The organism is Halomonas profundus, assembly GCF_020865425.1.
Taxonomy (GTDB): domain Bacteria; phylum Pseudomonadota; class Gammaproteobacteria; order Pseudomonadales; family Halomonadaceae; genus Vreelandella; species Vreelandella titanicae.
Window position 1 is genome coordinate 2,133,308 of the sequence record NZ_CP086344.1, and the last position, 17,819, is coordinate 2,151,126.

The 17,819-nt window shown below is 52.4% G+C and carries 20 protein-coding genes; 14 read left to right on the forward strand and 6 right to left on the reverse strand.

What is annotated here, in order from left to right; genetic code table 11:
* Nucleotides 1-588 precede the first annotated feature (588 nt).
* The 9 genes from LMS44_RS09505 to LMS44_RS09545 all read left to right on the forward strand — a co-directional run bounded on the left by LMS44_RS09505 (nt 589) and on the right by LMS44_RS09545 (nt 8,871).
* Nucleotides 589-1,575, forward strand: coding sequence for a TRAP transporter substrate-binding protein (locus tag LMS44_RS09505; protein ID WP_159176683.1), 987 nt, complete (start codon nt 589-591; stop codon nt 1,573-1,575).
* Nucleotides 1,576-1,637: 62 nt separating this feature from the next.
* The gene (locus tag LMS44_RS09510) at nt 1,638-2,150 is read left to right on the forward strand and encodes a TRAP transporter small permease (protein ID WP_159176684.1); all 513 of its coding nucleotides are present in this window, start codon (nt 1,638-1,640) and stop codon (nt 2,148-2,150) included.
* 2 nt (nt 2,151-2,152) lie between these two features.
* Nucleotides 2,153-3,424: a TRAP transporter large permease gene (locus LMS44_RS09515; protein ID WP_008957886.1), complete on the forward strand. Its 1,272-nt coding sequence runs from the start codon at nt 2,153-2,155 to the stop codon at nt 3,422-3,424.
* A 23-nt stretch (nt 3,425-3,447) separates the two neighbouring features.
* Nucleotides 3,448-4,221 carry an SDR family oxidoreductase gene (locus LMS44_RS09520; protein ID WP_022523774.1) on the forward strand — a complete coding sequence of 258 codons (774 nt, stop codon included), beginning with the start codon at nt 3,448-3,450 and terminating at the stop codon, nt 4,219-4,221.
* Nucleotides 4,222-4,240: 19 nt separating this feature from the next.
* A complete protein-coding gene (locus LMS44_RS09525) occupies nt 4,241-5,176 on the forward strand; it encodes a 3-hydroxyacyl-CoA dehydrogenase (protein ID WP_022523773.1) in 936 nt (311 codons plus the stop codon).
* 30 nt (nt 5,177-5,206) lie between these two features.
* Nucleotides 5,207-6,139 carry a 3,5-dioxohexanoate:acetyl-CoA acetone transferase gene (gene kce / locus LMS44_RS09530; RefSeq protein ID WP_008957889.1) on the forward strand — a complete coding sequence of 311 codons (933 nt, stop codon included), beginning with the start codon at nt 5,207-5,209 and terminating at the stop codon, nt 6,137-6,139.
* A 12-nt stretch (nt 6,140-6,151) separates the two neighbouring features.
* Entirely contained in the window at nt 6,152-6,670 is a 519-nt protein-coding gene (locus LMS44_RS09535; protein WP_159176686.1) for a gamma carbonic anhydrase family protein, read from the forward strand.
* Between the two features lie 82 nt (nt 6,671-6,752).
* Nucleotides 6,753-7,817: a LacI family DNA-binding transcriptional regulator gene (locus LMS44_RS09540; protein ID WP_008957891.1), complete on the forward strand. Its 1,065-nt coding sequence runs from the start codon at nt 6,753-6,755 to the stop codon at nt 7,815-7,817.
* Entirely contained in the window at nt 7,792-8,871 is a 1,080-nt protein-coding gene (locus LMS44_RS09545; protein ID WP_278371344.1) for a glycerate kinase, read from the forward strand. The genes LMS44_RS09540 and LMS44_RS09545 overlap by 26 nt, the downstream gene beginning before the upstream one ends.
* A 49-nt stretch (nt 8,872-8,920) precedes the next feature.
* On the opposite strand, the gene LMS44_RS09550 is transcribed toward LMS44_RS09545, so the two are convergent.
* The 6 genes from LMS44_RS09550 to LMS44_RS09575 all read right to left on the reverse strand — a co-directional run bounded on the left by LMS44_RS09550 (nt 8,921) and on the right by LMS44_RS09575 (nt 14,980).
* Nucleotides 8,921-9,466 carry an invasion associated locus B family protein gene (locus LMS44_RS09550; protein ID WP_278371345.1) on the reverse strand — a complete coding sequence of 182 codons (546 nt, stop codon included), beginning with the start codon at nt 9,464-9,466 and terminating at the stop codon, nt 8,921-8,923.
* Nucleotides 9,467-10,619: 1,153 nt separating this feature from the next.
* Nucleotides 10,620-11,375 (reverse strand): phosphatase PAP2 family protein, encoded by a 756-nt coding sequence (locus tag LMS44_RS09555; RefSeq protein ID WP_278371346.1) that lies wholly within the window; start codon nt 11,373-11,375, stop codon nt 10,620-10,622.
* 76 nt (nt 11,376-11,451) lie between these two features.
* The gene (locus tag LMS44_RS09560) at nt 11,452-11,919 is read right to left on the reverse strand and encodes a helix-turn-helix domain-containing protein (protein WP_278371347.1); all 468 of its coding nucleotides are present in this window, start codon (nt 11,917-11,919) and stop codon (nt 11,452-11,454) included.
* A gap of 133 nt (nt 11,920-12,052) precedes the next feature.
* Nucleotides 12,053-12,247, reverse strand: a complete 195-nt coding sequence (locus LMS44_RS09565) for a hypothetical protein (protein ID WP_199105108.1) — start codon at nt 12,245-12,247, stop codon at nt 12,053-12,055.
* Between the two features lie 806 nt (nt 12,248-13,053).
* The gene (locus LMS44_RS09570) at nt 13,054-14,439 is read right to left on the reverse strand and encodes an FAD-binding oxidoreductase (RefSeq protein ID WP_022523763.1); all 1,386 of its coding nucleotides are present in this window, start codon (nt 14,437-14,439) and stop codon (nt 13,054-13,056) included.
* Between the two features lie 406 nt (nt 14,440-14,845).
* Nucleotides 14,846-14,980 (reverse strand): hypothetical protein, encoded by a 135-nt coding sequence (locus tag LMS44_RS09575; RefSeq protein ID WP_231500688.1) that lies wholly within the window; start codon nt 14,978-14,980, stop codon nt 14,846-14,848.
* A gap of 71 nt (nt 14,981-15,051) precedes the next feature.
* Between LMS44_RS09575 and LMS44_RS09580 the strand changes: the two genes are divergently transcribed.
* The 5 genes from LMS44_RS09580 to LMS44_RS09600 all read left to right on the forward strand — a co-directional run bounded on the left by LMS44_RS09580 (nt 15,052) and on the right by LMS44_RS09600 (nt 17,784).
* Nucleotides 15,052-15,231, forward strand: a complete 180-nt coding sequence (locus tag LMS44_RS09580; RefSeq protein WP_258955956.1) for a DUF2306 domain-containing protein — start codon at nt 15,052-15,054, stop codon at nt 15,229-15,231.
* 109 nt (nt 15,232-15,340) lie between these two features.
* Nucleotides 15,341-15,967, forward strand: coding sequence for a LysE family translocator (locus LMS44_RS09585; RefSeq protein WP_022523761.1), 627 nt, complete (start codon nt 15,341-15,343; stop codon nt 15,965-15,967).
* A 43-nt stretch (nt 15,968-16,010) separates the two neighbouring features.
* Nucleotides 16,011-16,601: an O-methyltransferase gene (locus LMS44_RS09590; protein WP_022523760.1), complete on the forward strand. Its 591-nt coding sequence runs from the start codon at nt 16,011-16,013 to the stop codon at nt 16,599-16,601.
* 107 nt (nt 16,602-16,708) lie between these two features.
* Nucleotides 16,709-17,212, forward strand: a complete 504-nt coding sequence (locus LMS44_RS09595) for an arsinothricin resistance N-acetyltransferase ArsN1 family B (protein ID WP_238326105.1) — start codon at nt 16,709-16,711, stop codon at nt 17,210-17,212.
* A 167-nt stretch (nt 17,213-17,379) separates the two neighbouring features.
* Nucleotides 17,380-17,784: a DUF1801 domain-containing protein gene (locus tag LMS44_RS09600; protein ID WP_022523758.1), complete on the forward strand. Its 405-nt coding sequence runs from the start codon at nt 17,380-17,382 to the stop codon at nt 17,782-17,784.
* Nucleotides 17,785-17,819: the final 35 nt, after the last annotated feature.

The following is a 17,819-nucleotide window of genomic DNA, read 5'->3' on the forward strand; positions in this document are numbered from 1 at the left end:
GTCTCAATGGCGGCTTCTGGCCGAAACAGGAAATTCCTGTATGGGTGCTACCGTTCAAAGCTGACATTCTAACTCGTTGTTACCGAAACCCCATAAACTGCTGACGCAACAACTCAGAGCAATCTAAGAGCACCGCACTATGCATCCCAGTGAAATGAGTTTCTGTTCATTAGTCAGACCTGACAGATTTTGTCTCGGACAGTGGGGTGTATTGTATTGGGGGCAGAGTCTCTGCCTTCATTCAACGTTTTGCTTATAAGCTATTGATTACCTTTTAAAAAGTAATCCAGGGAAGCTTGCGTATTACTTCACTCTGCTTATATTAATAATGAACCCCGTATTTGTTAAACATATATGACTACGTATTCACGGCTAATACTAAAGTATATTCCTTTTTAATCAGTTAGATACAACTAGATTTTAAAGGCATATTTCCAACATTTTTGCATACGTATGCATTCTCTACTATAACTTCAATTGGGCTTGAGCAGTATTGCAGAATCACGGCTGAGGCCCGTATGAAGCAACTGACAGACTACAACGACAATACGCACAGCGTTATTGCTGGATTACAACTAGGAGTGCTGTATGAAGCTTTTTCTTCCGCTCACATCTTTGGCCGCTGCCATCGCTTTGGCCGCTTCAACCCAAGCTGTTGCACAAGCAGAACGTGTTATCAATGTGAGTCTACCGCTCGGCCCTGACTCACAGCAGGGTATTGGGGTTCTTAAGTTTGGTGACGAGCTTGAGCGCCTCTCAGAAGGCCGACTGACCATTGAGCCCCACTACGACAACGCATTGGGTGCTGAACGCGAAGTCGTTGAAGGCATGGGCTTTGGCATCATCGATGCGGGCATTTCCTCCACCGGTCCGATGGGAGGCTTCGTCGATGAATTCATGCTCTTTGACTTACCCTACGTCTTCGAGAACCACGAGCATGCCTATGCCTTTCTAGACAGCGAGCATGGCGAGGAGCTCGCACGGCTGGCCGAGGAAGGCATGAACGTGAAGTTTCTGGCGTGGATGGAGAACGGCTTCCGCCACAACACCAACTCGGTACGTCCAATCGAGAAACCCAGCGATCTGGAAGGCATTAACCACCGCACACAGGAAAGTCGCGTCCAGGTCGATACCTGGGAAGCACTGGGTGCTAACGCGACACCCATGGCATGGACCGAGGTTTACACCGCCCTCCAGCAAGGTGTTATGGATAGCCAGGAAAACCCCTTGGCCACCATCTATGACGTTAACTTCTACGAAGTTCAGGACTACCTGAACATGACACAACACGTCTATTCGCCAGCGCCACTGATGATGGGCCTGGATCTGTTCAATTCTTTCAGCGAAGAAGACCAGGCGATCATCATGGAGGCGGCCCAGATTGCCTTGCCGGTACAGCGTGAGGCCAGCCAGGAGTTAGAACAGCGTTACCTCGGGCAACTCGAAGAATTGGGCATGACCGTAACCCATCCCGACCTTGCCCCGTTTCGCGAAGCGGTCAAACCTGTCCTTGAAGAATGGGCCCCCACCATCGGTGAGGATCTGGTCGACGCTGCCGTCAATTACGAATACTGAGCCCACAACGTCCGCAGGTAACACGACGTCCTGCGGGCGCTTTTCCGACGCATGAGGCAGCCATGAAGTCTTATCTACTACTGGCCCACAGAGCCATTGATGAGTTTAACCGTCTGATCGGCTGGATATTGGCCGGATTGTTGTTAGTGATGACGGTACTTATCTTCTGGCAGGTATTTGCCCGTTTTGTCGTAGGCAGCCCGCTGTTCTTCTCAGATGAAATAGCCCGCTTCTCCATGCTCTGGTTGACCTTTCTCGGAGCTGGATATGCCTATCGCAAGGGCACACTAATCTCCGTGGACATCTTACTGGAACACGCTGGAAGAACACTGGCGCGCCTGCTGCGAATTGCCATCATCCTGTGTTCCGCTCTCTTCGCCTTTATCTTGATTAAACACGGTTACGACCTGATGGATCGGGTCGCCAGCCAGACAGCACCCAGTACTAGAATTTCTATGATGTGGCCTTACATGGCCATTCCCGTTGGAGGCGTGGTTATCATGATCAATAGCCTGGGGCTGTTGCTTGATGAGGCACTCAATATTCACAATCAGCCCAAGCAGGAGGTGAACTGACCATGGCACTGCTCTTGTTCCTACTGCTGATTTCGCTGTTCATCATCGGCGTACCCATTGCTCTCTCTCTCGGGCTAGCTTCTGCGATAACTATTTGGCATGGGGATTTATCACCCATGTTGATTGTTCCCCAACAGCTCATCGCTTCGGTGAACTCCTTCCCGTTGATGGCGATACCCTTCTTCATCCTCGCGGGTTCCTTGATGCAGAGCGGTGGAATATCCCGGCGTCTGGTCGACTTCTCCAACACCCTGGTCGGCAGTATGACGGGCGGCTTGGCGATGGTGGCCATCGTCACTTCACTTTTCTTCGCGGCCATATCAGGATCTGGCGCAGCCACAACCGCTGCCATCGGCTCCATCTTGATACCGGCCATGCTGGCCAAGGGTTACCCTGGAGGCTATACCGCCGCCAACCAAGCTGCCTCCGGCGCCCTCGGCGTCATTATCCCGCCCAGCATCCCGCTGATTCTTTACGGGATAGCTGCCAATGTGTCCGTGGGGGACATGTTCATCGCAGGCATTCTGCCCGGCATCCTAGTAACGCTGACTCTGCTGATCTTTGCCTACTTCTTCGCCAAGGCGAATGGTTTGGCTGGGAGTATCGAAAAGAGTTCTTGGATGGACGTCCTGCGGGCGGGGCGCAAGGCGATCCTGGCAATCCTTATGCCAGTCATCATCTTGGGCGGTATCTACAGTGGCATATTCACGCCGACTGAAGCCGCAGTCATCGCGGTGGCTTACTCTTTCCTGATCGGGTTTGTCATCTATAAGGAAATCAAACTGAGCAGCCTGGTTGATATCCTCAAACAATCGGCTGTTACCAGCGCTATTGTGCTAAGCATCATCGGCGCTGCAGGACTCTATGGTCGTATGCTTCAGCGGCTAAGGGTGCCTGATATGGTGTCCCAATTCGCAATATCGGCCATCGACAGCCCACTACTGTTCATTATCCTGGCCAATCTCCTGCTGTTGTTTGCAGGAATGTTTATTGAGGCAGCAGCGGCGATCCTGATCTTCGTGCCTATCCTGTTACCCATTGCGATCAGCTTCGGATTCGACCCTGTCCACTTCGGGATCATAATGGTGGTCAACCTGGCCATGGGAATGTTCACCCCACCGGTCGGCCTTAACCTCTTCGTGGCATCACAGATAGCTAATATTAGTATCGCTCGACTCACCTGGTCCGTACTGCCCTTCGTAGGAATCGTACTCATCAATCTTCTGATTATCAGCCTGCTGCCTTTCCTGTCTACTTGGCTGCCTTCGCTGTAAACCCCTCCAAGGAGAGAAACCTTATGACCGTTGTAGAAAGTTTAACGCCACGCCATGGCCTCAGAGTGCTGATTACCGCTGGTGCCAATGGTATCGGCTTAGCAATCGCTAAGGCCTTCCAGGAGGCGGGCGCACGAGTGCACGTTTGTGATATCGACACCCAGGCCTTGGCCTCGCTGCCGGAGGGCATCTCACACACTGTGGCGGATGTCAGCAAAGAGGAAGACGTCGACCGGCTGTTCCAAGATGTCGTCTCTCTGGGTGGGCTTGACGTCGTCGTTAATAATGCTGGCATCGCAGGGCCCACTGCGGGGATCGATGAGATCGATAATGACGCCTGGACCCGTACTATCGACATCAATCTCAATGGTCAGTACCGGGTTGCTCACCGCGCGACGCCGTTACTGAAGGAAAGCCAGGGGCTGTTGATCAACTTGGCATCAGTCGCAGGTCGCCTGGGCTTTGCATACCGCACTCCTTATGCCGCCAGCAAATGGGCTGTCGTCGGACTGACTAAGAGCTTGGCAATTGAGCTCGGCCCAGAAGGGGTGAGAGTCAACGCAATTCTACCTGGCATCGTGCGTGGACCGCGTATCGAAAAGGTCATTGAAGATCGTGCGGTCAAGCGTGGGCTTAGCTATGCCGAAATGGAGCAGGAAAATCTTTCTAAGATATCTATGCGACGCATGGTTGAACCCTCCGACATAGCGTCTATGGCCCTGTTCCTGTCGGCACCTGGTGGTTCCAATGTTTCAGGCCAGGCGCTGAGTGTCTGCGCCAACGTTGAGTCTTTGTGACTGATATAGGAGCAGCCTCATGACAGCACGTATAGGAATTATCGGCGCAGGCTTGATTGGCCGGGCTTGGGCCATTGTCTTTGCACGAAGCGGGATGTCTGTATGTCTCTATGATGTTGATGCTAGCGCTCTCAGCCAAGTCCGAGACGGCATTCGGCAGTCTCTTCAAGACTTATTTCAGGCTGGCCTAATTGAAGATATTGAGGTTCCGCTATCTCTCATCCAGACAGAAAACAATCTGGCGCATGCTATGAGGGATGTTGAGTACGTTCAGGAATGTGGGCCAGAAGACATTGATGCCAAACGACGTATCTATTCAGAACTTGAGTCGGTGGTGGCCATAGATACCGTGTTGGCTAGCTCTACCTCCGGCATCGCCGCGTCTCGGTTCACAAACCATCTGAAACACCCTGAGCGCTGCTTAGTAGCACATCCCGTCAATCCGCCTTACTTGATTCCACTCGTCGAAGTAGCCCCATCACCTGACACTTCGGAAGCAGCGGTGAACCGCACCATGCAACTGATGGAACAGGCTCAGCAAACCCCGATACTGGTTCGGAAGGAAGTCCAAGGCTTCATTCTCAATCGTTTGCAAGGCGCATTGTTGAACGAAGCGCTACGCCTGTTTCGCGATGGCTATGTTTCCGCTGAGGATCTGGATAAGACAGTTAAACACGGACTTGGCCTGCGTTGGTCGTTTATGGGGCCTTTCGAGACCATCGACCTCAATGCGCCTAATGGAGTCGTCGATTACGGCCAGCGCTATGGGCCACTTTACCGCGATGTCGACCGTCAGCGCAGCGATGATGACCCCTGGGATACCGCAACCCTGGCTGCCTTGGGCCAAGAACGCCGGTCACAGCTACCTTCCGAAGGTCTAGCTGAGCGACAAGCTTGGCGCGACCGACGCCTAATGGCGCTGATGGCTCATCAGCGCCATATCGATACCAAATAACTTTTTCACTTTAACTAGGAGAAACTTCTGATGGCTAATAAACGTAAAGTCATAATCACCTGTGCAGTAACCGGTGCCATCCATACGCCCTCCATGTCGCCACACCTACCGGTAACACCTGAAGAGATTGCCGAGGCTGGTATCGCTGCCGCTGAGGCAGGCGCTTCCATACTTCACCTTCATGCCCGCGATCCCGATAACGGTAAGCCCACACAAGATCCAGCTGTCTTCGAGCGGTTTCTACCGCGTATCAAGAAAGCTACCGACGCGGTCATCAACCTTACCACTGGTGGCAGCCCTCACATGACCGTTGAGGAACGTATGCGGCCAGCCATGGAGTTTAAGCCTGAGCTTGCCTCTATGAACATGGGGTCGATGAACTTTGGGCTTTTTCCCATGCTTAACCGATATGAGGATCTCAAGCACGATTGGGAGCGCGCCCATCTTGAGAATAGTCGCGACTTAGTGTTCAAGAACACTTTCGCTGATATCGAAAAGGCCATGACACTTGGTGCAGAGAACGGCACTCGCTTTGAATGTGAATGCTACGATATTGGCCATCTTTACAATTTACGCAATTTGATGGATCGCGGCATTATTAGTGGAAAAGTCTTCGTGCAGAGTGTGTTCGGCATCCTGGGCGGTATCGGCCCCCACCCCGAGGATGTTATGCATATGCGCCGAACCGCCAACCGCTTATTCGGTGATGACTACGAGTGGTCAGTGCTGGGTGCCGGAGGCAACCAGATGCGGATTGCTGCTCAGGCGGCAGCCATTGGAGGCCATGTTCGCGTCGGCCTTGAAGACTCACTATGGCTTTCTCCGGGCAAGTTAGCCGAAAGCAACGCAGCACAAGTAGCCAAAGTACGCGAAATTCTCGAAGGCCTTTCCTTTGAAATAGCAACGCCCGACGAAGCACGCGAGATACTTCAACTTAAAGGTGGCGACCAAGTCGGCTTCTAGGGAGAGTACTTAATGCCAGTATATCGACTCGAAGGTAACGTTCCCGAGATAGCGCCAGGTGCCATGGTGATGGAAGAAGCTACGCTTATCGGGCGTATTCATCTTGCTCACGAAGTCTCTGTCTGGCCTGGCGCAGTGCTACGAGGGGATAATGAACCTATCACCGTCGGGGAAGGCAGCAATCTGCAAGATGGCTGTGTGATACATACCGACCCTGGTTACCCGGTCGACATCGGCTGTCAGGTGACCGTAGGGCACCTAGCCATGTTACATGGTTGTAAAATCGGCGATGGCGTACTGGTGGGCATGAACGCAACTTTACTCAATGGCGCAGAAATTGGTGATCATTGCATCATAGGTGCCGGCGCTTTGGTCACCTCGGGCAAACGATTCCCTCCACGCTCGTTAATTATGGGTGTGCCCGCTAAGGTGGTCAGAGAGCTAACCGATGATGAAGTGCAAGGAGCATTAGATAACAGCAAAGTTTACGTGAAAAAGATCGACCAGTATCGGTCTCTTGAAAAGGTTTGAGAGTGAGTACGGTAAGTCACTGCCTTTGGTTCTGATGAATCGGGCTGTATATAATCTAAACGGCCCTCTGGGAGCGTGATGCATGAAAAGAAAATCCGTAACCTCCCGCGATGTGGCGAAGTTAGCTGGTGTGTCTCAGTCAGCAGTGAGTCGCAGCTTTTCAGCTGATGCCAAGGTGGCGGAGAAAACGCGCAAAAGGGTGCTGGAGGCAGCCCGGGAGCTAGGATATCGCCCCAACTCCATTGCGCGCTCGCTGATTACCAGATCGAGTCGTACCATTGCTGTAGTGGCTTACAGCCTCGAAAATCCTTTCTACAGTGTCATGCTGGAAAAGGCGTCACGCTACTTTCAGCAACAGGGCTACCATCTTCAGCTTTTCTTTGCTCCGTCAGATAACGGTTTCGCTACGGTAATTGACGACATAATTAGAAGCCAAGTCGAGGGGGTGCTGATGCTGGCGATAACCATGGATAGCGCCCAGGCAGAGGAGGTGGCGAATTTTGGTATTCCTTTCGTTGTCATCAATCGTACTGTCAATTTTGATGGTATAAGCCAAGTCGGCAGTGATAACTACAGCGGGGGGTATTGGGCAGGTCACTACCTTTCCTCCCTTGGTCATCGCCGTATTGCCTATCTGGCAGGGTTGCCAGACTCTTCCACCGACCTCCAGCGGCAAGCCGGCTTTCTGAAAGGACTTGCCGATGTGGGTGTGGATTGCTATGCGATGGAGGTCGGTAACTACCGGTACGCAGATGCCTGCCATGCAACGAGGCGCCTGTTTGCTAATTCAACACCACCGGATGCGCTGTTTTGTGCTAACGATCTGATGGCAATCGCTGCTATTGATACCTTGCGGCATGAATTCGGGCTTGCAGTGCCTGATGACGTATCGGTCATTGGTTTCGACGATATACCGATGGCGGATTGGCCGAGTCATTCCCTGACAACCCTGAAACAGCCGGTGGAATTAATGGTCTTGAAGGCTACTGAGCTACTGATGGCACAAATCAATCAGATCGACATTAATACGGAGCACATCATGCTCCCGGTAACGCCAATGCTGCGAAACAGCACCCGCCGCTCGGCACGCCATCCTAAGGAGAACCTAGAGGAGGTGAGCGATGCACATCATCCTAGCGCCAGATAGCTTTAAAGATGCTCTCTCGGCTAGCGAGGCCGTCAGCGCGATCACTGACGGTATTTGTAGAGCTTTACCATCTGCACAGTATGATGCTTGCCCGATGGGCGATGGTGGGGAAGGTACTTTGGATGCTTTGATTGACGCTACAGGAGCAGGAGCGGAGCGGCATTACCAGACGGTGCAGGGACCTTTGGGAGAACTTCGTCAGGCAGCGTGGGGCTGGCATCCCATTAATTTCACAGCATATATTGAACTGGCTGAAGCGTGTGGTCTGCAGCACCTAACTCTTCTGGAGCGCACGGCACTGCATAGCTCCACCCATGGGGTAGGTGAGCTGATTATCGCCGCTCTGAACGCGAGTGCTAAGCGCATAATACTCATGCTAGGGGGGAGTGCGACCAACGACGCGGGTGCAGGCATGCTGCAGGCTTTAGGGGCAAGATTGCTTGATGACCAAGGACGACCTCTGTCGCCCGGTGGGGCGGCTCTGATCAATCTTGCTCAAGTGGAGCTTGATGGACTTGATTCGCGTCTGTCTGAGGTGATCGTTGAGACCGCCGTGGATGTAGATAATCCGCTGGTCGGTGAGCGCGGTGCCAGTGTTGTATTCGGCCCTCAAAAAGGCGCTAGCGAAAAAGATGTCGTCATATTGGATGCTGCACTAGCACATTTCGCCAGCAAGGTGGCTGAGACTCTGGGAAATGACTTCCGTGAATTACCCGGTTCAGGGGCTGCTGGAGGGATGGGGTTCGCGGCACGCACCTTTCTCGGGGCGGAGCTGTGTCCAGGTATTGAATTGGTGATGACCCAGGTCGGGTTTCGACAACGACTTGAGCTTGTCGATTTGGTCATTACCGGCGAGGGAAGGCTAGACGGTCAAAGTATGGCAGGGAAGACCCCAATTGGCATTGCCCGCTGCGCACGGGAAATGGGTGTTCCAGTAGTTGTGTTAGCGGGTAGCCTCGGTGAGGGATGGCAGTTGGCTTATGATGAAGGCGTAACCTCTGTAATTGCCACCACGGCAGCAGGCGTAAACATACGCCTGCTGGCAACGGCTTAGTAGGCTTGCCGGCCCTTTTAGCCGGCTTTGTCGGGCAAGGCCCCTAAGATCAGGGCGCGATGCGGGTACTGGCGTCGGTAAAGCCGATCAGCGAAATATCTATGTCCATGCGTTCACCGCGTGGACTAATCATGCTGAGGGTTGCTGTATTGCCACTGCGGAGTTGCTGCAACATTGCCGCTTCAATGGGCACGTCAGCACGGCACCCTTGCTCCTGGCATACCTGATAGGGGAATTGGATTGGCTCACCGTTATCCACACTGAATTGCAAGCCCGGGGCCAGACGTACCCCTAGCGGCACGAAGAAGCTCATCACCGGGTCATCGATCTGGGGCGGGTAGTCGAGAATTACCTGCATCAAGGGCTGGTCGCTGTCAGGTTGAGTGATCAATTGCGACATCGCACAAGGGCTCGGACCCTCGGCACTACGCTGGCAACGAACTTCCCAATCCTGAAACGACTCGGTAGTGACATCATTACCGGAGGCTGCCCCCGGTTGTTGTTGGCTGAAGGCATTGGGGGACAACGCCAAGAGCGATAATAGCCCCATCCTGCCTAGGTTTTGAGACAGGTTTTGAGTAAGAGAGTTCAGCATTGGCGTAACCTCCTGTTGGTTTGCTGATGGTGGATAATAATACTCACCATGCCTGCTTGTTCGCTTGAGGTCGAGTCCTTGATTTACGAGAGCGTGGCTGGGCGGTTTACCTTCCTCTCCACCTAGTTTTCCTGAGCGTTTTTTTATTTAAGGTAAATGTAGATTTTATGTGTGAAACCATTCGCTATATAGGTGAGTTCTGGAGTGGCGATTAAGTCTTACACAGGACGCTAGGCAGGCGTGTTGCTTCGTGTAGCGGTGCAACTGCTCCTGTATCTCCCTAAGCTGAAAAGCACCGTCAGATATTTGCTGATATAAATATTACATTATACCCTGAGCAATATTCTGATATACCCAGGCTGTATTTATATGCCCGCTTACCTTTGCAGTTTTTATTGGCGTGGTTTGTGTAGTGGTCAATTAAAAGTGAAAGGCAAGAGTGTGAAGGGGCTGTTTGAAATTATGTAAGGTAACAAAGTTTCGTTCTATCATAAGCAACGCCTAACACTACTGCATTTTGCTATTTAGTCTTAGCAGGGAGCGGTAGTGCTTAGTTAGGCTCGCTTAGTTACCTAGTACGTTGGTTTCGCTTTTCTTTGATGATTTAGCAGCTTTCTTTTCTTTGGCTGTTAGAAGGGGTTTCTTTTTAGTGTCTTTTTTACTGTCTTTTCCTTTGCTCATGCTATTTGCCTCTATTAATCCATTAGTTGACCCGTTAAGCTGTATGAAACCAGCTTCCGTGAGCTGATGTTAGCGCATAAAGTGTCGACGCGCATTGTATATAGTTAATACTCTGCTAAAACGTAAAGGCTGGCCTCACCCTGGCCATATGAAATCTTCAGGAAGTAGACAGACTGCACCTTGCTCCACTACAAGCTAATTCTTTGTTTCTATAGGGTTAAGCTTATTTGTTAGCTGTGACTAAAGTTATTTTTTTGTCCGATAATTGAACCGAGCAATATTCTACGCTGGCTTTTAAGCGGCTATTTTCCTCACAGAACGCCCAAAAAGCGCTGATTTTGCAAGTAGTGCACTGGCGTGGCTGGTTGGTCTGGATGTCATCAGCCCCTTTTAATCGGCTTCAAGCTAAATATTCGTTCTTCCAGGTGGCTGTGCAATACTCTCTGTGTTACCCAGCGCTGTTTGAGCCACGTTATTCGATGCTGGAACTGCTCTCTTCCGGTTCTAACTGCCCATGCCGCTGAAGCCAGTGCATCACGATCCAGCACAGTGCTGCCCAGCTAGCCCCGGCCGTCCAACCGGCAAGTACATCGGTCGGCCAATGAACCCCAAGGTAAACGCGGCTTATGCCCACCAGCAGGGTCAACAATATCGCCAGTATCAAAAGGTAAACCTTTAGCCTCAGCGCGGGCTGTACGCGAATGAGTAGCGCTGCCAGGGTGAGGTAGGTCACGGCAGACATCATTGAGTGGCCGCTGGGAAAGCTCGCGGTATAGACCATGGCTTCATGAGGCACGAGATCGGGGCGAGGGCGGTCAAAGCCCAGCTTCATCACGGTGCTGAGAAGTATGCCACCGGGCACCGCGATTGAGGCAAAGAGAGCCGCGCGATAGTGCCTGGCAAGTAACAAGTAGCCCAGGGCACCCAATGTGATGAGTACCAGCACGCCGACACCGCCCAGTGCGGTGAAGTCCCGGCCCATTTCCTCAACCCAGCCCGGCCCGATCGGGTCGCTAATATCTGCGGGGTTGCGAAGGGCGAGCAGTAGGCTCTCATCGATGCTACGGGTGTCCCCCTCGATAACTTCGTCGGCCAGCGCGATGAACCCCCAAATCCCACCGGAAAGTACCGCGACGCATAGCAGCATCGCCAGTTCGTAGCGGCCGAGCCGAGCCAGCAGGGAAAAGCTTTTGCGCCCAACTTGTCCAAGTTTTTCATGGTGCTTCATTTGCAACTCCTTTGCTTTGAGAAGGGGTACGCAGCGCCAATTCTGCCGTTTTGACTGGAGGAGTTTGGCAGGACAGTCAGGCATTGTCGCCGAAGGTCTTGCGCCAGTCGCGGGGGCTGACCTGATGGCGCTGCCTGAAATGTTGCCAAAACGAAGTTGCCGTGTGAAAGCCGCTTTTTTCCGCAATGGCTTCTACCGACAAGGAGGTGGTTTCCAACAGCTCGCGCCCGCGCCGTAAACGCTCGTTGACCAGCCACTCTACGACCGTCATTCCGGTGGCTTTATGAAAATGGCGCGTAAAGGTTCGCCGACTCATGGCCGTTCGGGCGGCGAGTTCGTCGATAGTGTGCGAGGAGGCCAGATGTTCGCGCAGGTAGTCGAGCAGGCGATTGATATGGGCATCCTGGGTGGAGACGGCAACCGGTTGTTCAATGAACTGTGCCTGCCCACCTTCCCGATGCGGCGGAACCACCATGACGCGGGCAATCTTGTTGGCGATCTGCGCGCCGTAATACTCGCGCACCAGGCACAAGCAGCAATCCATGCCAGCGGCCGTGCCCGCCGAGGTCACCAGTTGATCCTCCTCCACGTAGAGTGCATTGGTGACCAGCTTGACCTTTGGGAATCGGGCTCTGAAGTCCTGCTCAGCAATCCAGTGCGTTGATGCCCGCCTGCCATCAAGCCGCCCGGCATAGGCTTAGGGCATAGGTGCCGTAACAGAGCCCCACCACATGGGCGCCCCGGTCATGACAGCGGACGAGCGCCGCAACCAACTCGGGTGGCGGGGCTTCGTTCAGGTCATGCCAGCCAGGCACCACCGCAATATCCACACTATCGAGCAGCTCCAGACCGCCGTCGGGTCTTACCGTCACTACTTGCTCGCTTTCTGGCGGCTCTCCCGGCATTGCTACGATGGAGAGGTCGAACAAAGGGTGCTTGGAATAGCCCTGCGAGATGTGGCCACCTCATTGCCGCCTTCAATGCACCACGGATGGAGGGCGGTGTTTGGGAGCCGGGTCATCCATGTAGGATTCCCGCTCGAATCGACGTGCAGGAACTGAGCAGAATGGGTGCTCTCGCAGTTTTTGATCTTAGCGCCAGAGCTGACGCTAAGGTGGTATTCTAAAAACTCACTTGTGAACGGAGTTAACTCAAAGACTGCTTCTGGACGATATCTGAAGGAATACAATTCGGTCGTTTCTTTATATGCGGCGCCTTGCCCTCCCTAACGCCCTATGAAGAAGGTTATGCGTAAAGAATTTCCGTAAACTTTTCTATGCATTGGAATGGTGGGGACATGACTCTTCATCATCGACAGCCAGGCTGGACTAATCATCTTAGGAGTCTCGTGTTGGACTTGTCCTGACTAATCTGTGTCACTAAACTTTCCCACCCCTTACCACCATCCGCTTGGGGCCATACCATGGAGCGCCTTTTCATTTCTGGGATCCTCGGTTCAGGACGTCCTAATGAAAACGTCATGAAGAAGATCGGTGAAACGTGGAAAGCCTGGAGAATCAAGGGCCATGTTCTTGTCTCAGAGAAGCTTTCTCATCATTGGCAAGCGCTGGACGACTTCGAAGGAGCAGAGTGCCAGCGCAGGTGAACAACCGCGACGCTTTCAGGGGGTTGCACAGTTTGAACTCTAAAGCTTATAGCGCTATGACGCGAAATGCATTCAGGTCGGGAGGATATTCTGGTTGATACGGAAGAGGTTTGTCGGATCGAACTTCTTCTTGAGCGCCACCAGCCGCTCATAGCTCGCTCCATAGGCGAAGGCAGTGCGGTCAGCTTCATCTCCGGTCAGAAAGTTGACGTAGGCACCTCCACTGGCATAAGGCTGTGACCGGTTGAAGAATTCACGCGCCCAGGCAATGCAGCGTTCATCCTCTACGGCCGTCTCCCAACGAGCATGCACGTTCATCACATAATTAGCATCACGGTTCGAGTACGCCATCGCTTCGGGTTGCACTCGGCCTGTTTGACCGCCTATCGTGGCAATAAAAATCTCGCACTGTGAAGACGGTAGGGCACCAGCGTATTCGATGATAGCATCGATCGGCTCTTCTGCCAGCGTCGAGAAATTATGAGACTTCCAGTAGTTGCGTGCCCCTGGCGTTAACAGTGGGTCGAACGCTTTTTGCCAGTCGATATATGGCTGCACACCGATATGCTCGCCGTATGCGTTACCAAACCTTCTAAGCGGTTCGATGTGTTTCTCGCCTTCTAAGGGGTCGCCTGCGTAGCAAATGGCAAGAGCGACAATCTCTTTCCCGTGTACTGCCCCGGCCAGGAAAGGCAAGGGGGGCGCCTTGCGCGTCACCATCCACACGTTGAGTTCGTCTGGCATCGTCTGCGTGAAGCGGGCGAACTGTGTGATGATCGATTTTGCTTCGTCGAAGGGAAAGACGATAAGACCGCATAGAACATTCGGGCCTACCGGATGCAATTGGTACTCGAAACGGGTAACGATACCGAAGTTACCGCCTCCACCGCGAAGCCCCCAGAAAAGGTCGTCGTTTTCCGATTCACTGGCATGCAACTGTTGGCCATCGGCGGTAATGACGTCCATGCCAAGCAGGTTGTCGATGGTCATGCCGTACTTTCGGCTTAGCCAACCGAATCCTCCTCCCAAGGTCAGACCGGCCACACCCGTGGTGGAGTTGATGCCCAGTGGGGTAGCAAGACCATACGCTTGGGCAGAGGCATCGAAGTCCGCCAGGTTGCAACCTGGCTCGACGTATCCAAGGTGAAGTTCTGGATCAATGTCTACTCTCTTCATTTGCGAGAGGTCGATCATAACGCCATCGTCGCAGGCAGAGGTGCCTGCAATGTTGTGACCACCGCCGCGCACGGAGAAAGGGAGATCGTGCCGGCGTACGAAGTTTAAGGACTGAACAACATCGTCAGGTGAAGTGCAACAGGCAATCATGGAGGGTCTGCGATCAATCATGGCATTCCATATCTGACGCGCTTCCTCGTATTGTTTATCTTCTGGAAGAATCACGCTTCCTGAAAAATTGGTTTTGAACTCCTCTATTGCGGTTTGTGAAAGTTGGTTCATGACGAACACCTTGAGGTATGCCCAGGGCAAGGTTCATACGAGGGGCCGCCGGGCGGGTAAGTGAGGAAAACTACCAAGCTGGCGATTATCCCCAATCTTCACAGCGACCCTTTGATTGGTATTTCGTCAGTGGATAGATACAGTATAGGGAGGTCTGTCAAGAGTTTCTCTTTTTTCTTCGAACGATCCATTAATCATCATGGCCTGACCACGGTTGATTATTGATAAGTGGTTATGGTGTTTTTTGATAGATGCAGACCTTGCCTGCAAAATTTTGGTTAATTTCGACCCACCAACTTGCTCTTGTTATTGAAACGTCAAGGCTTTCTTGAAGTTAGCTCCTGGCCGATAACAATCCCTCCCTCCAAAGCCCCAAGCTTCCACGAGAAGCTGGTTTCACCAATAGCTAATCCTCTTCCATCACTTCCTCGACCCATTCCACCCACGTCTCGGTAAGGCGTTGGCCAAGCCTCAGCGTGTGCCAGGGAGCGCGCTGGACGGGCGTGAACGTCTCTGGGTTGCTAAACCACTCTCGTTCTATGGCAGCGTAGGTCGTTAGGCGTTCCTTGAGCTGGTGGTGGCGTTCTGCCGCTGATAGGTCACTTTAGACCGATTCATCTGCTTTCGTTGTGGGTGTTAGTAGCTCTTGCCGTTGCAGTGGTGGCTATCCTCAAGGGCAGGATAGAGCAGCATCGCAGTTGGATGGTTGGCGCCTATCTGGGGCTAGTCGGTGCTTTTGTTGGTTCCCTGGCGCTGGGACGCTGGATCGCCGCTCAGCTGGGTATGTGCTGATGGTTAAAAGCAAGAATGATAGCTAGAGCCGCTTAGCTTCTAGCAGAGCACTCCAATCATTGTTGAGCTTATGCTAACTTAGCATTAACAACCTGTGAGGTAGCTTTCCATGTCTATTGAAATCTGGTTCGCCTTTGCCCTGGCGTCGGTGGCATTGCTCGCCATCCCTGGGCCAACGATTCTGACCGTGGTCAGCTACTCTATCGCCCAAGGTAGGCGCGCCAATATTCCGCTTGTTGCTGCGGTGGCATTGGGTGATTCAACGGCGCTGCTCTTTTCACTGCTTGGCTTGGGAGCGGTGTTAGCCACCTCGGCATTCTGGTTCACTGTGATCAAGTGGATCGGCGGTTTATACCTTCTCTATATGGGCATCAAACTATTGCGTGCCGGTATATCCTCTGTGCAGCCGGTAACACCGGCGGTATCAGGTTCGCGCTGGAAGCTTTTCACCAATACCTATCTCGTTACTGCGCTCAACCCGAAGGGCATTATCTTCTTCGTCGCCTTTTTGCCGCAATTCGTCAGCCCGAACGCCGATGCTGGGCAACAACTGTGGATACTTGCGATCACGTTTGTGGCGTTGGCAACGCTTAATGCCACTCTCTACGCCGTATTCGCAGCATCGGTGCGCAAGATGCTGGCATCGCGTCGCGCCCAGCGTCGCTTCAACTTGGTTGGCGGAACGTTACTCTCTTCGGCGGGTGTCTGGGCACTGCTTGCTAAGCGACCTGTATAAGCAAAAGACGGTAAATTGGATGTGTTCGTATCGGGAGACAACTATGAGTGAAACCCTTCAAGAACTGCTAACGGAACTTGAGCAATTTGGCCAACAAAACGATGCTGCTATTTCTGAGCGCCCAAGACGAATGCTCAATATCACCCGTGATACGGGGGAGTTCCTATCGGTACTAGTTCAAGCAACCAATGCTCAACGAGTGCTGGAAATTGGCACCTCGAATGGGTACTCCACCTTATGGCTGGCTCAGGCAGTGCAGAGGGTTGGTGGGCACGTTACCACTGTTGAGCTTTCCGAATACAAGCTTGAGATGGCCGCGAGAAATTTTGAGCGCTCAGGCCTCTCTGATGTCATCACTCAGCAGCGAGGGGAGGTGGGTGGGCTTCTTGAAAGCCTGGACGATGCCTGTTTCGATCTGCTCTTTTTAGACTCAAAGCGCTCTGATTATGTGAATTGGTGGCCGAATATCCAGCGAGTTTTACGCAAGGGCGGACTGCTTGTGGTGGATAACGCCACTTCCCATGCAGATGAAATGGCTGATTTTATGGCGCTGGTATCGGCAGATCCTGATTTCACCACGTGCACTGTACCTGTTGGCAATGGCGAGTTTCTGGCAACGCGGTGCGGTGGTTAGAGGGCGGCTCTTATTGCGGCTTAGCTTGGCTTAAACGGCACTCTAGCTGATCACGAAAGCGGAAGTTGAATTATGTTAATCAGTGAACGTAAACCGTCAGAATATAAATGGAAAAAAACATGATCAGAGATGCCGTAAAGGGTGATTCGGAAACCATAGCGCACATTTATAACCACTACATCGAAAATACCGCTATTTCATTTGAAGAAAAGCCAGTATTGGGTTCAGACATCCAAGGCCGGATTGAAAACGTTCAGGGGGCAGGTTTGCCTTGGTTGGTGGCAGTAGAAGAGGGTGATGTGGTGGGCTATGCCTACGCTACCAAATGGAAAGAGAGAAGCGCCTATCGATTTTCAGTTGAAGTCAGCGTCTACCTTTCCAATCAGGCGCACGGTAGGGGCTTGGGCGCAAAGCTGTACGAAACGCTCTTTTCCACGCTCACAGAGTGCGGTATTCATGCGGTGATGGGCGGTATCACGCTTCCCAACCCGGCCAGCGTTGCACTGCACGAAAAAATGGGCATGAAAAAAGTGGCCCATTTTGAAAAGGTAGGGTTTAAGTTCGATCAATGGCACGACGTTGGCTATTGGCAGCTAAATCTGACTAACTGATAGTAACTCAACATGCTGAAAGCAAGGTTGATGTAATTAGACACTATGGACGTAACTCAGAATGGTGGGAGCCGGCATGTTGAGACTATCGTGGAACGATGGCCTTTCGGTTTGGTGTGATAGATGAATTTTATGCCTCTCGCTGCTAACCCTGGAGTAAGTTTAACGTGAATCCAGATGTTCAGGCTAAGTTTGAAAGCTACCCGAAAGGCGCACGGTTGCAGCTTGAGAGCGTGCGACAACTCATTCTGGCAGTAGCTGCTGAAGATGAGCTTGGCGATGTCGAAGAAGCGCTTAAATGGGGAGAAGCTAGTTATCTTGTCAAAGGGGGCACTACCATTCGAATCGACTGGAAACCTAAAGATCCAGACGTCATTAAGGTATTTTTTCACTGCCAAACATGTTTGATTGAAACGTTCAAAGAAATATATCCTGATGAATTTGAGTATGAGGGTAAGAGAGCTATTGTGCTCCCTCTGAGTGTGAATATCGAACAGGTTCCGTTAAGGCATTGCATCGAGTTGGCTCTGAAGTACCACAAGCTTAAGCGCTTGCCGCTTCTAGGCGTGTAGCCATTGGGTAAAGTGCAAACTTGTACTGTTAATGA